Here is a 19,100-nt window from a genome sequence, read left to right as displayed (position 1 = left end):
TCCACCTTCTCGTCACCACCACGACCCACCCGCCGGCGCGCGCCGGCACAGGAGAACCTCATGCCCGACCTCCCGACCGACCACTCGAAGGCGACGCTCGAGGGCGCCCACTCCCACGGGCCCGCCCGCCGATACGTCTCCTCACGAGCCGACCGCCCCGCCTCCTTCGACCCCGCCGAGATCCCCGCGCCCGGCGGCCGCGAGGAGGAGTGGCGCTTCACCCCCATGAAGCGCTTCAAGCCCCTCTTCGATCTCGACGCCGTCACCGCGGGCACCGCCACCGACGCTGTCGCCCTCTCCGTAGACGCCCCTGAGGGCGTCACAGTCGAGACCCTCGCCGCCGGCGACCCCCGGCTCGGCACGGTCGGCGCTCCCTCCGACCGCACCGCCGTCGTCGCGTGGAACGCCGTCTCCCAGGCCACCGCCGTCACCGTCACGGCCGGCACCGAGCTCGCCTCCGCCGTCCGCGTCACCGTGGCCGGCTCCGACTCCGGCCTCGCGAACCCCAGCGCCCTCGGCCTCCTCGTCACCGCCGAGGCCGGCTCCAAGGGCACCGTCGTCATCGACCACACCGGCACCGCCGCCCTCACCGAGACCGTCGAGGTCGTCGTCGCCGACGGCGCCGAGCTCACCCTCGTCACCGTCCAGGGCTGGGAGGACGAGGCCGTCCACGCCTCCAACCACCGCGTGCGCGTCGAGGGCCGCGGCACGCTCAAGCACGTCGTCGTCAGCCTCGGCGGAGACGTCCGCGTCTCCCCGGACCTCGGATTCTCCGGCGAGGGCGGCCACATCGACGCCTTCGGCGTCTACTTCACCGACGCCGGCCAGCACCAGGAGCACCGCCCGTACGTCGCCCACACCGAGGCGAGCTGCTACTCCCGAGTCACCTACAAGGGCGCCCTCCAGGGCAAGAACGCCCACGCCGTGTGGGTCGGCGACTGCTACATCGGCGAGCACGCCCGCGGCACCGACACCTACGAGCTCAACCGCAACCTCGTCCTCACCGAGGGCGCCAAGGCCGACTCGATCCCGAACCTGGAGATCAAGAACGGCAACATCGCCGGCGCCGGCCACGCCTCCGCGACCGGCCGCTTCGACGACGAGCAGCTGTTCTACCTCGAGGCCCGCGGCATCCCGGAGACCGAGGCCCGCCGCCTCGTCGTCCTCGGCTTCTTCAACGAGATCGTCGCCGAGATCGGTGTCCCCGAGGTCGAGGAGACCCTCATGGGCGCCATCGAGCAGGAGCTCGCCCTCACCGGCCTCCTCGGCGCCCCCGACACTGCGAGCGACACCGACGCGCAGGCCTGAGCGGCCACCCCACGACGAACCCACCGAACTGACTTCCAGAGAAGAGCACTCATGAGCACCCTCGAGATCAAGAACCTCCACGTCCAGGTCGCCACCAACGACGGCCCCAAGCAGATCCTCCGCGGCGTCGACCTCACCGTCGACTCCAACGAGGTCCACGCCATCATGGGTCCCAACGGCTCCGGCAAGTCCACCCTTGCCTACTCGATCGCCGGCCACCCCGACTATGAGGTCACCGAGGGCGAGGTCCTCCTCGACGGCGACAACCTCCTCGACATGACCGTCGACGAGCGCGCCCGCGCCGGCCTCTTCCTCGCCATGCAGTACCCGGTCGAGGTCCCCGGCGTCTCCGTCTCCAACTTCCTGCGCAGCGCCAAGACGGCCGTCGACGGCCAGGCCCCGAAGGTCCGACAGTGGGTCGCCGAGGTCAACGCCGCCATGGAGAAGCTCCGCATGGACCCGGCCTTCGCCCAGCGCGACGTCAACGCCGGCTTCTCCGGCGGTGAGAAGAAGCGCTTCGAGATCCTCCAGATGGAGCTCCTCAAGCCCCGCTTCGCGATCCTCGACGAGACCGACTCCGGCCTCGACGTCGACGCCCTGCGCATCGTCTCCGAGGGCGTCAACCGCCTCCACGACTCCTCCGACGCCGGCTTCCTCCTCATCACGCACTACACGCGCATCCTGCGCTACATCCAGCCCAGCCACGTCCACGTCCTCGTCAAGGGCCGCGTGGCCGAGGAGGGCGGCCCGGACCTCGCCGACCGCCTCGAGAACGAGGGCTACGACCGCTTCCTGCAGGCCTGAGGCCCGCGGCCGCCCCGGGGCGGGCGCCGCACGCCGCCGCCCGCCCCGGCAACCGCCCCACGCCGACCCCGACACGCGCACCTTCCCTGAACACCAGCACCACCCTTCGGAGGCACCTCGCCCATGACCGCCACCCCGGCCCTCCCGCTCACCGCGGAGGAGGTCGACGCCGTCCGCGCCGACTTCCCGTACCTGGCCCGTCCCGCCCGCAACGGCGGACAGCTGGCCTACCTCGACTGGGGTGCGACCAGCCAGAAGCCCGCTGCCGTCATCGAGGCGGAGGCCGAGTTCCTCCGGCTGCACAACGGCGCCGCCGGCCGCTCCACCTACCAGATCGCCGACGAGGCCACCGCCGTCTGGGAGGACGCTCGTGACGCCGTGGCCGGGCTCGTCGGTGCCCGCGCCGAGAACCTCGTCTTCACGAAGAACGCGACCGAGGCCCTCAACCTGGTCCCCATGGCCATCGGCCACGCGAGCCTCGGCCGTCCCGCGCAGCGCGGGGGCGCCCCGGCTGACGCCTCTGACCCGTCCCGCCGGCTCGTCATCGGCGAGGGCGACGAGGTCGTGGTCACACGCGCTGAGCACCACGCCAACCTCGTGCCCTGGCAGGAGCTGTGCGCCCGCACCGGCGCCACCCTGCGCTGGCTCGACCTCGACGCCGAGGGCCGCATCGACCTGGGCACCCTCGACGTCATCACCGAGCGCACCAAGGTCCTCGCCCTCACCCACGCCTCCAACGTCACCGGTGCCATCAGCCCGCTCGACGCCATCCTGCCGGCCGCTCAGACAGTCGGCGCGCTCGTCGTCCTCGACACCTGCCAGTCGAGCGCTCACCTGCCGATCGACTTCGCGGACCTGACCCGCAAGGGCGTCGACGCGATCGTCCTGTCGAGCCACAAGATGCTCGGCCCCACCGGCATCGGCGCCCTCGTCGCCACCGAGGAGCTCCTGGCCTCCATGCCGGCCGTCCTCACCGGCGGCTCCATGATCGAGGTCGTCACCATGGAGTCCTCGACCTACATGGAGGGCCCTGCCCGCTTCGAGGCCGGCAGCCAGCCGCTCGCGCAGGCCGCCGGATGGAAGGTCGCCGCCAGCTACCTCGCGGGCTTCGGCCTCGACCGCCTCCACGCGGGGGAGAGGCTCCTCACCGAGCGCGCCCTCGCCGGGCTCGAGACCCTGCCGGGCGTGCGCATCGTCGGTCCGCACGACGCCGAGGACCGCACCGGCGTCGTCGCCTTCGTCATCGAGGGCGTCCACCCGCACGACGTCGGCCAGGTGCTCGACGCCGCCGGCGTCGCCGTCCGCACCGGGCACCACTGCGCCCAGCCGATCCACGCGCACTTCGGGATCCCCTCATCCTCGCGCGCGACCTTCGGCCCCACGACCACCCCGGAGGAGGTCGACCGCTTCCTCGAGGCCGTCGGCTCCGTCCGCACCTACTTCCAGAGGTGAGCATGAACGACCTCGACCAGCTCTACCAGCAGGTCATCCTCGACCACTCCAAGGAGCGCCATGGGGAGGGCGCCCTCAGCGCCGCCGACGCCGAGTCGCACCAGGTGAACCCCACCTGCGGCGACGAGGTGACCCTCAGCGTCCGCGTCCAGGACGGCAAGGTCCAGGCCGTCGGATGGGAGGGTGACGGCTGCTCCATCTCCCAGGCGTCCGTCTCCGTCATGCACGACCTCGTCGACGGCGCCGACCTCGCCACCGTGGCGCGTCTCGAGCGCGAGTTCGACGAGATGATGCACTCCCGTGGCAAGGGCGTGCCGGACGAGCTCCTCGACGACCTCGAGGACGGCGCCGCCTTCGAGGGCACCTCGAAGTACCCCAACCGCGTCAAGTGCGCCCTCCTGGGCTGGAAGGCCCTCAAGGACGCCGTCGTCCAGACCGGCACGGCCTGGCCGGCCGACGACGCCGGGACCACCGGCGCCTGAGCACCGCCGCAGACCACCAGACCTCAACACAAGGAGAACCCATGAGCGAGCCCACCACCTCCTCGCCGGGCGCCCCCGGCGGGACGAGCCCGTCCGCCGCGGCGGACAACCCCATGGCCGCCCAGCACGACCCGACCGCCCTGGCCGACGTCGACGTGGCCGCCATCGAGGAGGCCCTCCGCGACGTCATCGACCCCGAGCTCGGCATCAACGTCGTCGACCTCGGCCTCCTCTACGGGCTGTCGATCGAGCCCGACGGCACCGTCGTCCTCGACATGACGCTCACGACTGCGGCCTGCCCGCTGACCGACGTCATCGAGGAGCAGGCGCAGCAGGCCCTCGGCCTCATCGCCGACAAGGTCCGCATCCAGTGGGTGTGGCTGCCGCCGTGGGGCCCGGACAAGATCACGCCCGAGGGTCGTGAGCAGCTGCGCGCCCTCGGCTTCAACGTCTGACCCCAGAGCGCCTCGCAGAGCCCAGTCAGCCAGACGCTCCGACCCCGGTCCGCCCTCCCCTCCGTGGGATGGGCGGACGGGGGTCGTCGTGGACGTCGGTCTTGTGCGCGGCGGCGGGCGTCAGCGTCCCAGCATAACGGCACGCAGGACCGGCGCCTGTGAGCGCTCGTCGCCTCCCTTCGTGCCGTAGACGAGCGTGACGCGCCCGGAGCGCGCCCGCTCGCGCAGCGCCAGCATCGCCTCGTGGCGCTCGTCCTCCTTGAGCTCCTCGCGGTAGCGCTCCTCGAAGGCCTCCCAGGACAGTCCGTCGTGGTGGAAGGCCTTGCGGAGCCCGTCCGAGGGCGCGACCTCCTTGCACCACTCGTCGATCGCCGCCTTCTCCTTCGAGACGCCCCGCGGCCAGAGCCTGTCGATGAGGACGCGGTAGCCGTCGTCGTCGCCGGCGCCGTCGCGGACGTAGGCGAGGGTAATGCTGTCAGCGGAGGGGAGGTCGGTGCTCATGCGACCACCGTAGGCTCGCCGCGGGCCCGTCGCTCACCCAACGGGCCCCGATGAGCCTGCAGCGGGCCGGCTCGACTCCTTGCGTCAGCGCCTCAGAGCTGCGAGCCCGACACGGAGAAGGTGTCGCACTGGCCGATCTGCCCGCCCTTGAGGCCCGTCGTGAACCACTTCTGTCGCTGCGCCGAGGAGCCGTGCGTCCAGGAGTCGGCGTCGACCGTCCCCGAGGAGCGCTGCTGGATGTGGTCGTCGCCGACGGCGGCTGCGGCGTCGAGCGCCGACTGGATCTCGTCCTGCGTCGGCTCGGTGAGGAAGGTCTGGCCGGTCTCCGGGTCCTTCGTCGTCGAGGCGTAGTGGACCCACACGCCGGCGTAGCAGTCGGCCTGGAGCTCGGTGCGCACCGAGTCCGAGGTGGCGCCGGTGCCGGAGCGATCCGTGCTGTTCATGAGGCCGAGCTCGTTCTGGATGTGGTGCCCGAACTCGTGCGCGACGATGTACTCCTCAGCGAGCGGGGTGTCCGCGGCGCCGATGACGCCGCCTTCCATCTCCTGGAAGAAGCTCATGTCGAGGTACACGGTGGAGTCGCCCGGGCAGTAGAACGGGCCGACGGAGGAGGTTGCCGAGCCGCACGCCGTGGAGACCGAGCTGCCGTCCCAGAGGAGGAACTCGGGCTTGACGTAGTCGACCTTGGCCTGGGCAGGCAGCTGCTCTCCCCACACGGCGTCGAGGGACTCAGCCGTCGCGGCCATGCGGCACTGCGTGTAGGTGTTGGCCGCGTCGCCGTTCGCGTCCGACCCGGTGCCGCACACCGACATGTCGATGGTCGAGGAGGTCGAGGAGAAGCCGGCCTGACTGGAGGAGCCGTCTCCCGCGAGCATGCCCGTGAGGTCGACACCCGTGAGCTGGGACAGGATGACGAGGGCGATGACGGTGAAGACCGATCCGCCGCCGATGGCCACCCCACGGCCGCCGCCTCCCGTCGAGCGCGTCGAGACGCGGTTGGGGTCGACCTGGATTCCCTTGTTGAAGGACATGACGGGCACCTCGTGGGCTCGGGAGGAGGGGGAGCGGGCCCAGCGTAACCGGCGTCACCCGATCCGTCCCGCGGACCGCACCGCGCACGGCCGCGCCGTGACCGCCGGGTAACCTTGGCACGTGCTCTACGACCTCCTGTACAAGTCCGTCCTGTCCCGCATCGACCCCGAGGTCATCCACGACGTGTGCGTCCAGGCCATCGAGGTCACGAGCCGCGTGCCCCTCGTCCGCGACGCCGTCCGCCAGGCCTGGGGACGCCGCCCCGCCGCACCCGTCCCCGCCGCCGGCCAGGGCGGCCCCTTCGCCCGGCCCGTGCCCGGCGTCCTCGGCCTCGCCGCCGGCATGGACAAGGAGGGGCAGGCCATCGAGGGCATGGACATGCTCGGCTTCGGCTTCGTCGAGGTGGGCACCTTCACCGCCTGGCCCCAGCCCGGCAACCCCAAGCCCCGCGTGTGGCGGTACCCGTCCACGCGCTCCCTGCGCAACGCCATGGGCTTCCCGAACGACGGCGCCGACGAGGCTGCGCGCCGGCTGCGCGCCCTGCGCTCCACCAAGCGGGGCCGCAGCATCGTCGTCGGCGCGAACATCGGCAAGACGAAGGCCGTCCCGAACGAGGACGCCGTCGAGGACTACCGCTACTCCGCCTCCCGGGTGGCCCGCTGGGCCGACTACCTCGTCGTCAACGTCTCCAGCCCCAACACGCCCGGGCTGCGCGACCTCCAGTCCGTCGAGTCCCTGCGCCCCATCCTCGAGGCCGTCCGCGAGGCCGGGGACGCCGCCGCCGGCCGCCACGTGCCGCTCCTGGTCAAGATCGCCCCCGACCTCGCCGACGAGGACGTCGACGCCGTCGCCGACCTCGTCCTCGACATGGGCCTGGACGGCGTCGTCGCCACGAACACGACGATCGACCACGAGCTCGGCGCGGGCGGCGTCTCCGGCGCCCCGCTCCTGCCCCGGGCGCTCGCCGTCGTGCGCCGACTGCGCGACCGCCTCGGGGACGAGCCCACCATCATCGGGGTGGGCGGCATCTCGTCCATCTGGGACGCCGAGCTCATGCTCGACGCCGGCGCCGACCTCCTCCAGGCCTACTCCGCCTTCATCTACAACGGCCCCGCCTGGCCCGGGCGCCTCAACCGCGCGCTCGCCGCGACCCGCCGTACCCGCTGATGACGGGGGAGGCCCGCGCCTCGGGGCCGCGGCACGGCACCTCCGGCGCCCGCTCCGCCGCGCAGGCCGCCCTGCCCGCCGCCTGGGCCGTCGGCACGGGCATCGTCCTCGTCTCGCTCGTCCTCCGGCCGGGCGCCACGAGCACCGGCCCCGTCCTCGAGGAGATCCGTGCCGGCATCGGGATGGGGACGACGAGCGCCGCGCTCCTGTCCGCGCTGCCCGGGTTGTCCTTCGCGGCCTCCGGGGCGGTCGCCGCACGCCTCGGCCACAGGCTCGGCGCCGTCGGTGGCCTCGCCCTCGCTGCCCTCCTCGCGGCGGTCGGCCTCCTGGCCCGCGCCGCGTCCGGCACCACAGCCGTCTTCCTGCTCATGACCCTCCTCGCGCTCTTCGGCGCCGGCCTCGGCAACGTGCTCCTCCCGATGGCGATCAAGCAGCGCTTCCCGCTGCACTCGGGGATCTGGACCGCCGTGTACGTCACGGTGCTGCCGGTCGGCTCGCTCCTGCCGCAGCTGGTCGCCCCGGCGATGGTCGCGTCCGCCTCCGGGTGGCGCGGGAGCCTCGGTCTGTGGGGCTGGGTCTCCGCGCTGGCCGTCCTGCCGTGGGCCGGGATCCTCGTCGCGCGGGCGCTCGGTGGTCGGCGGGGCTCGCACGACCCGGTGCGCAACGAGTCCATGGGGGCAGGCGACGAGGACGGGGAGCTCGGTGCGGCCCGGCTTGTCGAGAACGCGCCAACGACCGCCGACGCGACGGCGGCACGCGCTGCGAGCCGCGCCGTCGGCCTCGTGGACGTCGCGCGCAGCCCCCGAGCCCGCGCGATGGCGCTCTTCTTCGGGCTCCAGTCCATGCAGGCCTACGTCGCCTTCGGCTGGTTGCCCCAGATCTTCCGCGACGCCGGCGCGCCGCTGGACCGGGCCTCGCTGCTCCTGGCGGCCTTCTCCGTGTGGGGCGTGCCGGGCGGCTTCATCATCCCGCCGCTGGTCACCCGCTCGCGGCACCTTCAGACCTGGGTCATCCTCTTCGTCTCCATGCTCGTCGTCGGCTACACGGGGCTCCTCGTCGCGCCGCTCACGGTCGCCTGGCTGTGGCCCTGCGCCCTGGGCGTGTCGGGCTTCTGCTTCCAGGTCGCGCTCGTCCTCGTCACCCACCGCACCCGCGACTACCGCGTGACCGCGGCCCTGTCCGGCTTCACCCAGTCCGTGGGCTACGCCCTGGCCTCGGCCGGGCCCTTCGTCGTCGGTTGGGTCCACGGCCTGACCGGAGGCTGGAGAGTCCCCCTGGCCCTCCTCATCGCCTCGGCCCTCCCCATGGCCTGGGCCGGGTGGCGGGCCTGCGCGGACGGCGTCATCGACGACGAGGTCGCGGACGCCGCGGAGGCCGCGGCGCACCGCTGAGCCGCACGCCGCGGCCTCGGTCCACGCCTGATCAGTCCTCGAGCCGGCTCGGGGAGCGCGTGAGCGAGGGATCCCGCTCGACGACGTCGCCGAGCGCCTCGTCGATCGCGTCGAGCACGTCCTGCTCGAGGCGCACCCCGGAGGCCTTGACGTTCTCGACGAGCTGCTCGGGCCGCGAGGCTCCCACGAGGGCCGCGGACACGTTGTCGTTCTGCAGGACCCAGGCGACGGCGAGCTGAGCCATGGTCAGGCCGGCATCCTCGGCGATCGGGCGCAGGCGCTGGACCGCGGTGAGCACCGGATCCGTCATCCAGCGGGCGATCATCTCCCGCCCGCCCTTCTCGTCCGTGGCGCGCGAGCCGGCGGGCGGCTGGGACCCGGGCAGGTACTTGCCGGACAGGACGCCCTCGGCCATGGGCGACCAGACGACCTGCCCCATGCCGAGCTCCTTCGAGGTCGGGACGACCTGATCCTCGATGACCCGCCACAGCATCGAGTACTGGGGCTGGTTGGAGACGAGGCGGAAACCCATCTGGGTGGCGAGCTCCTGGCCGGCGCGGATCTGCTCGGCGTTCCACTCAGAGACCCCCACGTAGAGGGCCTTGCCGGAGCGGACGACGTCGGCGAAGGCCTGCATCGTCTCCTCCAGCGGGGTGGCGTCGTCGAATCGGTGCGCCTGGAGCAGGTCGACGTAGTCGGTGCCGAGGCGCCTCAGGGAGCCCTCGACGCCGCGGAGGATGTGCTTGCGGGAGAGGCCGGAGTCGTTGGCGCCCTTGGCGTCGATGGGGAAGTAGACCTTCGTGAAGATCTCGAGGCCGTCCCGGCGCTCGCCCTTGAGCGCGCGGCCGAGCACCTCCTCGGCCTTCGTGTTGGCGTAGGTGTCCGCCGTGTCGAAGCTCGTGATGCCCAGGTCCAGGGCCGTGCGGACGCACTCGATGGCGGTGTCCGCCTCCACCTGGGAGCCGTGGGTGAGCCAGTTGCCGTAGGTGATCTCCGTGACCTTGAGACCGGAGCTGCCGAGATGACGGTACGCGACCATGCGCCCAGCCTAGGGCGCGGCCGGCAGCGGGGCGGGCGGATCACCGGATCCGCCCGCCCCGCTGGGACGTCGTGGGTGGGGGTGCTCCCGGGCCGCCGTCGGGCCCCGGGCAGGCACCCCGGGTCAGGCCGGGTACTCGCCGCGACGGTTCTGCGGCGACGGCTGGCGCCAGCGGCGCAGGTTGAAGCAGCGGCTGAAGATGTACCAGAAGATCGTGCCGCCCTTCTTGACCTCCTCCTCGCCGAACTTCTTGTACAGGCGACGGCGCAGGATGAGCCAGCACACGATGGTGTCGATGAGCGCGAGGAGCAGGACGGCGTACAGGCCGAAGAGCAGGTAGATGTTCCACAGGCTCTGGCTGCGCGAGAGCACGAGGACGAGCACGAGCATGAGGATGCTCAGCGGCAGGAAGAGCTCGCCGATCGACCAGCGCGCGTCGACGTAGTCGCGGATGTAGCGCTTGATGGGGCCCTTGTCGCGCGCGGGCAGGTAGCGGTCGTCGCCGGTGACCATGGCGCGGCGCTGACGCTCCCAGGCCGCGTCCTGCTTGGCGCGAGCCTCCCGCTTGGCGGCCTTGCGGTCCGCCGGGACCACGGGGTGCAGGCCCCGTGCCTGGGCGTCGCGGCGCTTCGGGGTGGCGCGGCCCTTGCCACCCTGCTTGCCGGGAGCCTGGGTGTACGCCGTCGCCCCGGCGGCCTGCGCGGCGTCGTCGCCGACCCTGTCCGACTTGTTGAAGAGCTTCACGGTGACAGGGTAGCCGCTGAGCCGCGATACCCTGAAAACCATGATCACCGTTGACTCCGTGCGCTCCGCGGTCCACGACTCCTTCGAGGGAATCGTGTCCGACCTCGTCGAGCTCGTCGCCATCCCGTCCGTCTCCGCCGCCAGCCACGACCAGGCCCAGGTGGCGCGGTCCGCCGAGCACGTCGCCGCCCTCCTGCGCGACTCGGGCCTCGAGGCCGAGGTCCTCACCGCGCCCGGCCCCGACGGCGCCCCGGGCCGCCCCGCCGTCGTCGCCCACAAGGAGGGCCCCGCCGGCTCCCCGCGCGTCCTCCTGTACTCCCACCACGACGTGCAGCCCGTCGGCGACCCCGGCAAGTGGCAGCAGGCCGACCCCTTCGCCGCCGAACGGCGCGGCGACCGCCTCTTCGGGCGCGGGGCCGCCGACGACGGCGCCGGCGTCATCAGCCACGTCCACTCCCTGCGCACCCTCGCCGCGCTCAACGACGGCGAGCTGCCCTGCTCCGTCACGGTGTACATCGAGGGGGAGGAGGAGGTCGGCTCGCCCTCCTTCGAGAGCTTCCTGTCCACCTACGAGGACCGCCTCGCCTCCGACGTCATCGTCGTCGCCGACTCCTCCAACTGGAAGGTCGGCACCCCGGCCCTCACCACCTCCCTGCGCGGCGTCGTCCAGGTCGACGTCCGCCTCGACGTCCTCGACCACGCCCTCCACTCCGGCCAGTACGGCGGCCCCGTCCTCGACGCGGTGACCTCGATGGCCCGCCTCATCGCCACCCTCCACGACGAGAACGGCGACGTCGCCGTCCCCGGCCTGGTCTCCGAGCCCACCGCGGCCCCCGACTTCCCCCAGTACCCCGAGGAGGCCTTCCGCGCCGACGCCGGCGTGCTCGACGGCGTCCGCCTCGCCGGGACCGGCGACCTCACGGCCCGCCTGTGGACCAAGCCGACCCTCACCGTCATCGGCATGGACGTCACCCCGCTCGACCTGGCCGGCAACGTGCTGGCCCCCTCGTGCACCGCGCGCCTCTCGATGCGCATCGCGCCCGGGCAGGACCCGGCGGCCGCCGCCGCCCTCAAGCAGCACCTCGTCGACAACGCCCCCTTCGGTGCGCGCGTCACCGTCTCCCAGGGCGAGGAGGGCCCCGCCTTCGACGGCTCCTCCGAGAGCCCCGCCGGCCAGGCCGCCCACTGGGCCCTCACCGAGGCCTTCGGCGAGGACTGCGTCGACATCGGCCAGGGCGGCTCCATCCCCTTCATCGCCACCCTGCAGAAGACCTTCCCTGACGCGCAGGTCCTCGTCACCGGCATCGAGGACCCCGACACCCGCGCCCACAGCGAGGACGAGTCGATGCACCTGGGCGACCTCGAGCACATCGTCACGGCCGAGGCGCTCCTGCTGGCCCGCCTGGCCGGCGCCGTCCCCGAGACCTCTGAGTGACGAGGGCCGCGACCGCATGAGGATCCTGCTGGCCACCGGCGCCATGCACCCCGAGCCCGGCGGCGTACCCCTCGTCGACCCCGCGACGGGGCTCGGCGCAGGGACCGTCGCGCAGGCTCTCGCCACCGGCTGGGCGGCGGCGCGCCCCGATGACCTCGTCACGGCCCTGCCCGTGCCGGACGGCGGACCGGGCGCCGCTCAGGCCGTGCCCGCCGACGCCGTCGACGCCCGCTCCGCCCTCCACGCGCGCGGCCCCCTCGGTGACGTCCGCGAGGTCGACCTGCTGCGCCTCGCCGCCCCGGGCGTGCCCCGCCCGGGCGCGGCGCCCGAGGGTGCGCGCAGCTGGTTCCTCGACGCCGCCCGGCTCCTCGCCCTGCCCGCGGACCACGCGCAGGCCGCCCGCGAGGCCGCGGAGGGGACCTCCACGGGCCTCGGCGAGGTCATCGCCGAGGCGCTCGGCGTCATCGACACCGGCGACACCCTCGTCGTCGGCCTGTCCCGCTCCGCGGTCCACGACGGCGGGGCCGGCGCGCTCGAGGGCCTCGGGGGTGCCGTGCGCGCCCGGGAGCTGCTCGACGGCCGCGACCTCCTCCTCGCCCTCGCCGACGACGCCCCGCTCGGTGGCATGTCCGGTGCCGGGCAGGCCCTGCCCGCGCTCACCGGCATCGCCCCGGAGACGGCTCAGGAGCTCGACCGGGAGGCCTGCGCCCGTGCCTCCCGCGCCCTCACGGACCTCGCCACCCCCAGGGCCGGATCACTGCCGGTCCTCGGCGGGCAGCCGAGCCTCGCCGAGCGCCTCTCCGTGTCCTCCTGGGGCACCGGGGCGGCCGGCGGCAGCGCGCTCATCCTGCGGGCCCTCGGCGCCGGCGCCTTCCCGGGCGCCCGCGTCATGGCGCACCTGCTCGGTCTCGACGCCGCCGTCGCCGAGGCCGACCTCGTCGTCACCTCCTCTGGGGAGGTGTACGACGTCCTCGCCGACTGCGTGCCCGCCGTCGTCGGGAGCGCCGCCTCCGCTCTCGCCCTTCCGACGGTGCTCGTGGCCGGGCGCAGCGTCGTCCCGCGCGGGGAGCTCGCCGAGGCCGGGATCGTCTCCTCCTACGCGCTGGAGGAGATGGGTGTCGGGCTCGGCTCGTCCTGGGACGACGGCGGCCCCGACGCCGTCCGGCAGCGGCTCACCGAGCTGGGAGGCAGGCTCGCCCGGACCTGGTCCCGCTGAGAGGGCCCCGACCGGCCTCGCGGTCCCGGCCCGACGCTCGGCGCCCGGCCGTGAGCGAGGACGACGGGGCGCGGCCCGTCTCCCGCAGGCACTACCGGTCGACGAGGCCGTTCCGGATGGTGCTGGATGGGCGCGTGCCAGGTCGTCTCAGGCCCCGGGCAGCGGAGCCGCGGCGCTCGGCGCCGGTGCCGTCGAGCCGCGCACGATGAGGTCCGGGGTGAAGAACATCTCCGCGTCCGACTGCTCCTCGCCGTTGATCGCCGCGAGGAGGGTCTGGACGGCCGCGCGGCTGATCGCCGCGACCGGCTGGCGGACTGTCGTCAGGGGCGGGTTCGTCATGGGGATCATGGGGGAGTCGTCGTAGCCGATGACGCTGACGTCCTGCGGCACCGAGCGCCCCATGGAGCGCGCCCCCTGGATGACGCCGAGCGCCATGATGTCCGAGCCGCACACGATGCCCGTGCACTCCTGCTCGATGAGGCTCCGGGCCGCCGCCGCGCCGCCCTCGTAGGTGTAGAGCGTCTCGACGACGCGCAGCGGCTCGCCCGGCAGCGCCGCCCGCATCCCGTCCTCGTAGCCGGCGCGCTTGCGCTCGGCGGGTACGTAGCGGGTCGGGCCGATCGCGAGGCCGATGCGCCGGTGGCCGAGACTGATGAGGTGGTCCACCGCCATGTGGGCCGCCGTGCGGTCGTCCGTGGTGAAGTTGGGAGCCTTGATCGTCGGGGCGTTGCCGTTGATGGTGACGACCGGGACGCCGCGCTCGCGCAGCCGCTGGTACCGGGTGACGTCGCCGCCCGTGTCAGAGTGACGCCCCGAGACGAAGATGATGCCGGCGACCCCGCGATCGACGAGCATCTCGATGTACTCGTCCTCGCTCGTGCCGCCGGGCGTCTGGGTGCACAGGAGCGGGGTGTGCCCGCCGGGGGCCAGGAGCTGCTCGATCTCCTGGGCGTACAGCGGGAAGATCGGGTTGCTCAGCTCGGGGACGATGAGTCCGACGAGACCGCGCGAGGTCTGGTGAAGGCTCTCCGGGCGCTCGTAGCCGAGGAGGTCGAGGGCCACGAGCACCTGGCGCCGGGTCGCCTCGGCGACGTTCGTCTTGCCGTTGAGCACGCGTGAGACGGTGGCCGTGGAGACACCCGCCTGATCGGCGATGTCGGCCAGAGTGATGCGCTGCTGCACGTGATCTCCTTGGTTCTGCGCTGGGCCGTTGCTGATGATAGGACGCCGCCGTCGGCGTCACAGAGTCGGGGGCGTCGTGCGGGCGAGGTCGATGAGGACCGATCCGGGCCCGTCGGCGCTGACGACCAGTGTCGCGTCGGTGCCCTCGCCCTCGACGACCGCTCCCACCGCGCCGAAGCTCTCGACCCGGCCGACGGCCTCGGCCGGCAGGGCGACCAGGGGGACGGTCACCTGGGCCGCGGCGTCGCGGGCGACGGCGACGATGACGTCCCCGTCCGGGTGCGTGCGCTGCCAGACGAGCAGATCGGCCCCGGCGTGGACCCAGCGTAGACCTCCTCGGCGCAGGGCGGGCGTCTCACGACGTCGTCGGGCCAGTCCGCGGTAGTGGGCGAGGACCTCGCGGTCGACCTCGCCCCAGGCGCCGTGGTCCGCGACCTCGTCGCCCTGGACGCCGTCGGCGCCCGTCACCCAGGGGATCGTCGTGCGCGAGTGCTCTCCGGTCGTGCCCGTCGCGCCGAGCTCGTCGCCGGAGAAGACGGTGGGGACGCCCGGCACCGTGAACAGGGCGGTGGCCGCCACCATCTGCAGCTCGTGCGAGCCGACGACGCTGCGCACACGGGGCGTGTCGTGGGAGCCGAGGAGGTTCATCGAGCGCTGGAGGGCGGTCGGCGGGATCGTGCCCGCGTAGCGGCGCGCCCCGGCGACGACCTCGTCCCCGGGCAGGTGGGGAACGGGCGTGGGCCAACGGTCGAAGAGGTGGGCCGCCTCGCCCTCGGTGGCCGAGAGCCACGCCCACAGCGGGCGCGTCAGACCCATGTAGTTCATGGCGCCGTGCCAGCCGGGTCCGGTGAGGTCGGCGGAGGCGTCGTGGAAGTGCTCGGCGACGAGCCAGGTCTCGCGGCCTGTGCGGCGCTCGACCTGCGCCATGGTGGCGCGCATGTCGGCTGCGGCCTGGTGGGCCAGGTCCGTCATGCCGTGCCGGCCGGTCATGTTGGCGACGTCGGTGCGCCAGCCGTCGGCCTCGTAGGGAGGCAGCAGCCAGCGGGCGGTCACGGAGCCCTCTCCGCGCACGAGCCGGTCGCGCAGCTCGGGCGAGGAGTGGTCGAGCTTGGGCAGCGACGGGACGCCGAGCCACGTGGCGTAGACGTCGGGGTGGTGCTCGAAGGAGTAGAAGCGCGCCTCGGTCGAGTCGGGGTCGGTGACGGCGGCCCGGAACCAGTCGTGGGTGGCGCCCGTGTGGTTCGTCGTGAGGTCGAGGACGAGGTGCATGCCGCGCTCGTGGAGGGCGGCCGCGAGGCGGGCGAGCGCCTCGTCGCCGCCGAGGAGCTCGTCGACCCGCTCGAAGCTGCTCGCGTCGTAGCGGTGGGTGGAGTCGGCCGGGAAGACGGGTGTGAGGTAGACCGTGTCGGCGCCGAGGTCCTGGATCCAGCTGAGGTGCTCGGCGACGCCGTCGAGGTCCCCGCCGTACCAGACACGGCCCGTGACGCGGCCGTGGACGGGAGGCTCGGCGAGCCAGGGACGGGGCTCGGCCCACGACGGGGGAGTGCGCGTGCTCGCCGCCTCTTCTGCGGTCCGGGGCCCGTCGGCGTCCGCACGCGTGAACGCCTCCTCGGGGGCCTCAGGCACCCGCGCGCTAGCGGCGCCGACGGCGTAGCGGTCGGGGAAGACCTGGTAGGCGACGGCGTCGGGGACCCACTGGGGCAGACCGTCCTCGGGGGAGATCTGGAAGTCGGTGGCGTCGGGGACGTCGTGGGCGGCCAGGCCGTCGCGCTGGTACCAGAGCCAGGGCCGGTCCGCCCCGGACTCGAGGAGGAGGAAGCGGTAGCGGTTCACCTGATTGACGAGGCGGACGGGTCCCTCCCACCAGGAGCCACCGGGCTCGATGGAGACGCGCTCCATGTCGGTGACGGCGGGCTCGCCGTCGACGACCTGCCGCAGGACGACGCGCTCGGGCGCCCGCGGCGCCGGGACCCACAGGCGGGCGGTGAGCTCGGCGCCCTCGCGCCGCTCGCCCACGAGGTGCGCGGGACCGGTGTCGTGGTGCGGCTCCGTGAGGAGCTCCGCCGTCGTCGGTGAGGTCACGGGCAGGTCCTTCGTCGTCATCGTCGTCAGAGCTGGGGGGGGATGGGGGAGAGGGGGCATGAGGGGGGCGAGGCCGCGGTGCGTGGCCGGTGAACCGGCGACGGGCGGGGCTCCGGGTCGGGGCCCCGCCCGTCGGCACGGGTGGTCGCTGGTGCGCGCCCTGTCAGCCCTTGACCGCGCCGGCGGTGGCGCCGCCGACGATGTACTTCTGCAGGTACTGGAACAGGGCGATGACCGGCACCATCGTCATGACGGCGCCCGCGGCGAAGAGACCGAGGTTGTTCGAGCGGTCGCCGGAGAGCATGCCGTACAGGCCGACGGCGAGGGTCTTCTTCGAGTCGTCGGTGAGGAAGATCGAGCCGATGAGGAACTCGGAGATGATGCCGACGAAGGCGAGGAGGAAGGTCGTCGCGAGGATCGGCTTGAGGGAGGGCAGGAGGATCTTGTAGAAGACCTGCCAGTGCGAGCAGCCGTCGAGGATGGCGGCCTCGTCGAGCTCCTTCGGGATGGTGTCGAAGGTGCCCTTGATGAGCCAGACCTGGCCGAGCGCGCCACCCATGAGGGCCAGGCAGTAGCCGGCGAGCGTGTTGAGGCCGATGGCGGGGATGACCTGGCCGATGTCGGACATCATGTTGTAGATGGCGATCATCGACAGGGTCGTCGGGAACATCATGATGAGCAGCAGCGTCAGGAGGCCGCCGCGGCGGCCCTTGAAGCGGAAGCGGCTGAAGGCGTAGGCGGCCAGGACCGAGAAGAAGATCTGGAAGGCAGCGACGACGAGGCACACGATGATCGTGTTGCCGTACCAGCGGAGGAAGGGGCCCCGGGCGCCGGAGAGCAGGGTCTGGTAGTTCGCCAGCGAGACCTGCTTCGGGATGATCGACGTCGAGGCGACGGTGCCGAGCGGGTTGAGTGAGGCGCTGATGACGTACAGCACCGGGAAGGCCGCGAAGATGAGTGCGAGGACGCCGACGAGGTGGCGCCACCCGATCTCCTGGAACCAGCGCCCGAAGGGCATCCTGTTGTTCTCGCGGGGAGCGTCCGGGTCGTCCGGGTTGACGACCTCGAGGTTGTCCGCGTCGAGGGCGGGCGTGGGGGCGACGGGCTGGGTCTGTGCCATGGTGGTGGGTCCTTTCCGCGCTCAGTTGACGTCTTCCAGGCGCGCGGTGGCCCGGAACTGGATGGCGGCGAGAACGCCGGTGATGACGAAGAGGATGACGGAGACCGCGGAGGCGAAGCCGTAGTCGGCGCCGTTCCCGCCGAAGGCGATGCGGTAGATCATCGAGATGAGGATGTCGGTGCCGCCGCGCGTGTACTCGCCGGCGCCGAAGGGGCCGCCCTTGGTGAGCAGCTGGATCGCGTTGAAGTTGTTGAAGTTGAACGCGAAGGTGCTCACGAGCAGCGGGGCGACGGAGACGAGCAGGAGCGGCGTCGTGATGCGGGTCGTCGTCTGCCAGCCGGAGGCGCCGTCGATCTTCGACGCCTCCTTGAGGTCGCCCGAGATGGACTGGAGGGCGCCAGTGCACACGATGAACATGTACGGGAAGCCCATCCAGGTGTTGGTGAGGAGGACCGCGACCTTGGCCCACGTCGGGTCACCGAGCCAGTCGATGCTCAGGTGCAGCGTCTGGTTGATGAGGCCGAAGTCCTTGTTGTAGAAGTTCGACCAGATGAGCAGGGAGATGAATCCCGGGACGGCGTAGGGCAGGAGGAGGAAGGAGCGGTAGAGCTTCTTCCCGCGGACGCGGTCGTCATTGAGGGTGAGGGCGAGGAAGTAGCCCAGGACGAAGGTCAGGAGCATCGAGCCGGCCGCGAAGATGAGCGTCCACCAGAAGGCTCCGGCGAGCTGCTTGACCAGGGAGGTGTTCGAGAACAGCTCCTGGAAGTTGGCGAGGCCGACGTTCTGCTTCCAGGACTGGGCGAGCTTGTTGCCGTGCGAGTCGACGAAGTACTCCGACTTGCCGACCTTCTGGACCGTGTAGGTCGTGTTGGTAGTCGTGTTCGTGATTGAGTCGGTCTTCTCGTCGTAGACCATCGTCTTCGTGCCCTGGAAGGCGTTGCGCACGCCCTGGACCTTGATCGCGGTGTTCTCGTCGACGGAGAGCGTGAGCGCGGAGATCGTCTTGTAGGACGTGTTGATCTCCTTGGGCGTGAGGACCGTGTAGCCCTTCGCGTCGGTGACGAAGCCGCCCTTGACGGTGACGTCGGAGCTCTTGGCCTTCTGGACCTTCTCACCGTCGGCTCCGTAGAGGACGGAGCCGCTCTCGGGGTCGACGAGGAAGAGCGTGTACGGGCCGTCAGCGGCCGTGCCGGTCGTCGCCACCGTCATGTTGTAGATCGGGGAGTCCGCCTTCTGCTGGACGGAGTTGTTCGTGATCGAGGTGATCGCGTCCTCCTTCGTCCCGCGGAATCCGTCGCCGAAGTTCGTGAAGGCCGTCTGGATCGTGAGGATGATCGGGACGATGAGGAAGACGGCGAGGAAGAAGGTGCCTGGGAACATGTACTTGGCGGGCACGAAGCGCTTCGTCGAGTAGAGGAAGAAGATCGCCAGCGCGCTGAGCACGACGACTCCGAGCCACATCCACATCTTGAACTGGATGAGCAGGGGGATGAGGTAGATCGCTACCGCGAGGGTGGCGCCGAGGACGAGGACGCGACCGATGACCGAGCGGATGGTCGTGGTCCTCTCCTTCGGGCCGCTCGCGTTCGTGAGGGCGGACGACATGGTCGGATCCTTTCAGCGCGCCGCGCTGCGCGGGCGTCGGGGCATGAGGGCAGAGGCTGGGGAGACGTGGTGGGCGGGGAGGGAC

The 19,100-nt window shown here is 72.2% G+C and carries 17 protein-coding genes; 9 read left to right on the top strand and 8 right to left on the bottom strand.

The window, feature by feature from the left end; all coding sequences use genetic code 11:
- Positions 1-60 precede the first annotated feature (60 nt).
- From sufD to IXW69_RS05500, 5 genes are all read left to right on the top strand, one after another.
- Positions 61-1,308, top strand: coding sequence for a Fe-S cluster assembly protein SufD (gene sufD, locus IXW69_RS05520; RefSeq protein ID WP_194785364.1), 1,248 nt, complete (start codon positions 61-63; stop codon positions 1,306-1,308).
- Between the two features lie 51 nt (positions 1,309-1,359).
- Positions 1,360-2,112: a Fe-S cluster assembly ATPase SufC gene (sufC, locus tag IXW69_RS05515; protein ID WP_194785363.1), complete on the top strand. Its 753-nt coding sequence runs from the start codon at positions 1,360-1,362 to the stop codon at positions 2,110-2,112.
- A gap of 123 nt (positions 2,113-2,235) precedes the next feature.
- Positions 2,236-3,564 carry an aminotransferase class V-fold PLP-dependent enzyme gene (locus IXW69_RS05510; RefSeq protein WP_194785362.1) on the top strand — a complete coding sequence of 443 codons (1,329 nt, stop codon included), beginning with the start codon at positions 2,236-2,238 and terminating at the stop codon, positions 3,562-3,564.
- A gap of 2 nt (positions 3,565-3,566) precedes the next feature.
- Positions 3,567-4,046, top strand: coding sequence for a Fe-S cluster assembly sulfur transfer protein SufU (sufU, locus tag IXW69_RS05505; RefSeq protein ID WP_194785361.1), 480 nt, complete (start codon positions 3,567-3,569; stop codon positions 4,044-4,046).
- A 41-nt stretch (positions 4,047-4,087) separates the two neighbouring features.
- Positions 4,088-4,501 (top strand): metal-sulfur cluster assembly factor, encoded by a 414-nt coding sequence (locus tag IXW69_RS05500; protein WP_194785360.1) that lies wholly within the window; start codon positions 4,088-4,090, stop codon positions 4,499-4,501.
- A gap of 120 nt (positions 4,502-4,621) precedes the next feature.
- On the opposite strand, the gene IXW69_RS05495 is transcribed toward IXW69_RS05500, so the two are convergent.
- Complete coding sequence (locus IXW69_RS05495; protein WP_194785359.1) at positions 4,622-5,002, bottom strand: DUF488 domain-containing protein; 381 nt, start codon at positions 5,000-5,002, stop codon at positions 4,622-4,624.
- Between the two features lie 92 nt (positions 5,003-5,094).
- Positions 5,095-6,033 (bottom strand): KPN_02809 family neutral zinc metallopeptidase, encoded by a 939-nt coding sequence (gene ypfJ / locus IXW69_RS05490; protein WP_194785358.1) that lies wholly within the window; start codon positions 6,031-6,033, stop codon positions 5,095-5,097.
- Positions 6,034-6,154: 121 nt separating this feature from the next.
- Between ypfJ and IXW69_RS05485 the strand changes: the two genes are divergently transcribed.
- Together IXW69_RS05485 and IXW69_RS05480 are read left to right on the top strand one after the other, a co-directional pair.
- On the top strand, positions 6,155-7,201 hold the full coding sequence (locus IXW69_RS05485; RefSeq protein ID WP_194785357.1) for a quinone-dependent dihydroorotate dehydrogenase: 1,047 nt from the start codon (positions 6,155-6,157) through the stop codon (positions 7,199-7,201).
- The gene (locus IXW69_RS05480; protein ID WP_194785356.1) at positions 7,201-8,592 is read left to right on the top strand and encodes an MFS transporter; all 1,392 of its coding nucleotides are present in this window, start codon (positions 7,201-7,203) and stop codon (positions 8,590-8,592) included. Before IXW69_RS05485 ends, IXW69_RS05480 begins: the two co-directional genes overlap by 1 nt.
- Positions 8,593-8,623: 31 nt before the next feature.
- Here the strand turns inward: IXW69_RS05480 and IXW69_RS05475 are convergent, their stop codons facing one another.
- Together IXW69_RS05475 and IXW69_RS05470 are read right to left on the bottom strand one after the other, a co-directional pair.
- Positions 8,624-9,631 (bottom strand): aldo/keto reductase family protein, encoded by a 1,008-nt coding sequence (locus tag IXW69_RS05475; RefSeq protein ID WP_194785355.1) that lies wholly within the window; start codon positions 9,629-9,631, stop codon positions 8,624-8,626.
- 123 nt (positions 9,632-9,754) lie between these two features.
- Positions 9,755-10,375, bottom strand: a complete 621-nt coding sequence (locus tag IXW69_RS05470) for a DUF3043 domain-containing protein (protein ID WP_323745191.1) — start codon at positions 10,373-10,375, stop codon at positions 9,755-9,757.
- 40 nt (positions 10,376-10,415) lie between these two features.
- On the opposite strand from IXW69_RS05470, the gene IXW69_RS05465 reads away from it, so the two are divergent.
- Positions 10,416-11,810 (top strand): M20/M25/M40 family metallo-hydrolase, encoded by a 1,395-nt coding sequence (locus IXW69_RS05465; protein WP_194785353.1) that lies wholly within the window; start codon positions 10,416-10,418, stop codon positions 11,808-11,810.
- Between the two features lie 16 nt (positions 11,811-11,826).
- A complete protein-coding gene (locus tag IXW69_RS05460; protein WP_194785352.1) occupies positions 11,827-13,026 on the top strand; it encodes a glycerate kinase in 1,200 nt (399 codons plus the stop codon).
- A gap of 147 nt (positions 13,027-13,173) precedes the next feature.
- On the opposite strand, the gene IXW69_RS05455 is transcribed toward IXW69_RS05460, so the two are convergent.
- From IXW69_RS05455 to IXW69_RS05440, 4 genes are all read right to left on the bottom strand, one after another.
- Positions 13,174-14,208 carry a LacI family DNA-binding transcriptional regulator gene (locus IXW69_RS05455; RefSeq protein WP_194785351.1) on the bottom strand — a complete coding sequence of 345 codons (1,035 nt, stop codon included), beginning with the start codon at positions 14,206-14,208 and terminating at the stop codon, positions 13,174-13,176.
- Between the two features lie 57 nt (positions 14,209-14,265).
- Positions 14,266-16,290: an alpha-amylase family glycosyl hydrolase gene (locus tag IXW69_RS05450; RefSeq protein WP_323745190.1), complete on the bottom strand. Its 2,025-nt coding sequence runs from the start codon at positions 16,288-16,290 to the stop codon at positions 14,266-14,268.
- A gap of 163 nt (positions 16,291-16,453) precedes the next feature.
- Positions 16,454-17,410 carry a sugar ABC transporter permease gene (locus IXW69_RS05445; RefSeq protein WP_194785349.1) on the bottom strand — a complete coding sequence of 319 codons (957 nt, stop codon included), beginning with the start codon at positions 17,408-17,410 and terminating at the stop codon, positions 16,454-16,456.
- Between the two features lie 21 nt (positions 17,411-17,431).
- Complete coding sequence (locus tag IXW69_RS05440) at positions 17,432-19,015, bottom strand: ABC transporter permease subunit (protein WP_194785348.1); 1,584 nt, start codon at positions 19,013-19,015, stop codon at positions 17,432-17,434.
- Between the last annotated feature and the right edge of the window lie 85 nt (positions 19,016-19,100).

This window comes from Actinomyces haliotis, from assembly GCF_015355765.1.
Lineage (GTDB): Bacteria > Actinomycetota > Actinomycetes > Actinomycetales > Actinomycetaceae > Actinomyces > Actinomyces haliotis.
Note: the sequence above shows the minus strand (reverse complement) of the source record. Positions and strands in the feature narration are given on the sequence as shown.

What these genes read in the sequence shown, in the direction of transcription:
- IXW69_RS05475 (WP_194785355.1), bottom strand. Translation starts at nt 9,631, where the DNA reads ATGGTCGCGTACCGTCATCTCGGCAGCTCCGGTCTCAAGGTCACGGAG.
- sufC (WP_194785363.1), top strand. Translation starts at nt 1,360, where the DNA reads ATGAGCACCCTCGAGATCAAGAACCTCCACGTCCAGGTCGCCACCAAC.
- IXW69_RS05480 (WP_194785356.1), top strand. Translation starts at nt 7,201, where the DNA reads ATGACGGGGGAGGCCCGCGCCTCGGGGCCGCGGCACGGCACCTCCGGC.
- IXW69_RS05440 (WP_194785348.1), bottom strand. Translation starts at nt 19,015, where the DNA reads ATGTCGTCCGCCCTCACGAACGCGAGCGGCCCGAAGGAGAGGACCACG.
- IXW69_RS05465 (WP_194785353.1), top strand. Translation starts at nt 10,416, where the DNA reads ATGATCACCGTTGACTCCGTGCGCTCCGCGGTCCACGACTCCTTCGAG.
- sufD (WP_194785364.1), top strand. Translation starts at nt 61, where the DNA reads ATGCCCGACCTCCCGACCGACCACTCGAAGGCGACGCTCGAGGGCGCC.
- ypfJ (WP_194785358.1), bottom strand. Translation starts at nt 6,033, where the DNA reads ATGTCCTTCAACAAGGGAATCCAGGTCGACCCCAACCGCGTCTCGACG.
- sufU (WP_194785361.1), top strand. Translation starts at nt 3,567, where the DNA reads ATGAACGACCTCGACCAGCTCTACCAGCAGGTCATCCTCGACCACTCC.
- IXW69_RS05460 (WP_194785352.1), top strand. Translation starts at nt 11,827, where the DNA reads ATGAGGATCCTGCTGGCCACCGGCGCCATGCACCCCGAGCCCGGCGGC.
- IXW69_RS05445 (WP_194785349.1), bottom strand. Translation starts at nt 17,410, where the DNA reads ATGGCACAGACCCAGCCCGTCGCCCCCACGCCCGCCCTCGACGCGGAC.
- IXW69_RS05500 (WP_194785360.1), top strand. Translation starts at nt 4,088, where the DNA reads ATGAGCGAGCCCACCACCTCCTCGCCGGGCGCCCCCGGCGGGACGAGC.
- IXW69_RS05495 (WP_194785359.1), bottom strand. Translation starts at nt 5,002, where the DNA reads ATGAGCACCGACCTCCCCTCCGCTGACAGCATTACCCTCGCCTACGTC.
- IXW69_RS05510 (WP_194785362.1), top strand. Translation starts at nt 2,236, where the DNA reads ATGACCGCCACCCCGGCCCTCCCGCTCACCGCGGAGGAGGTCGACGCC.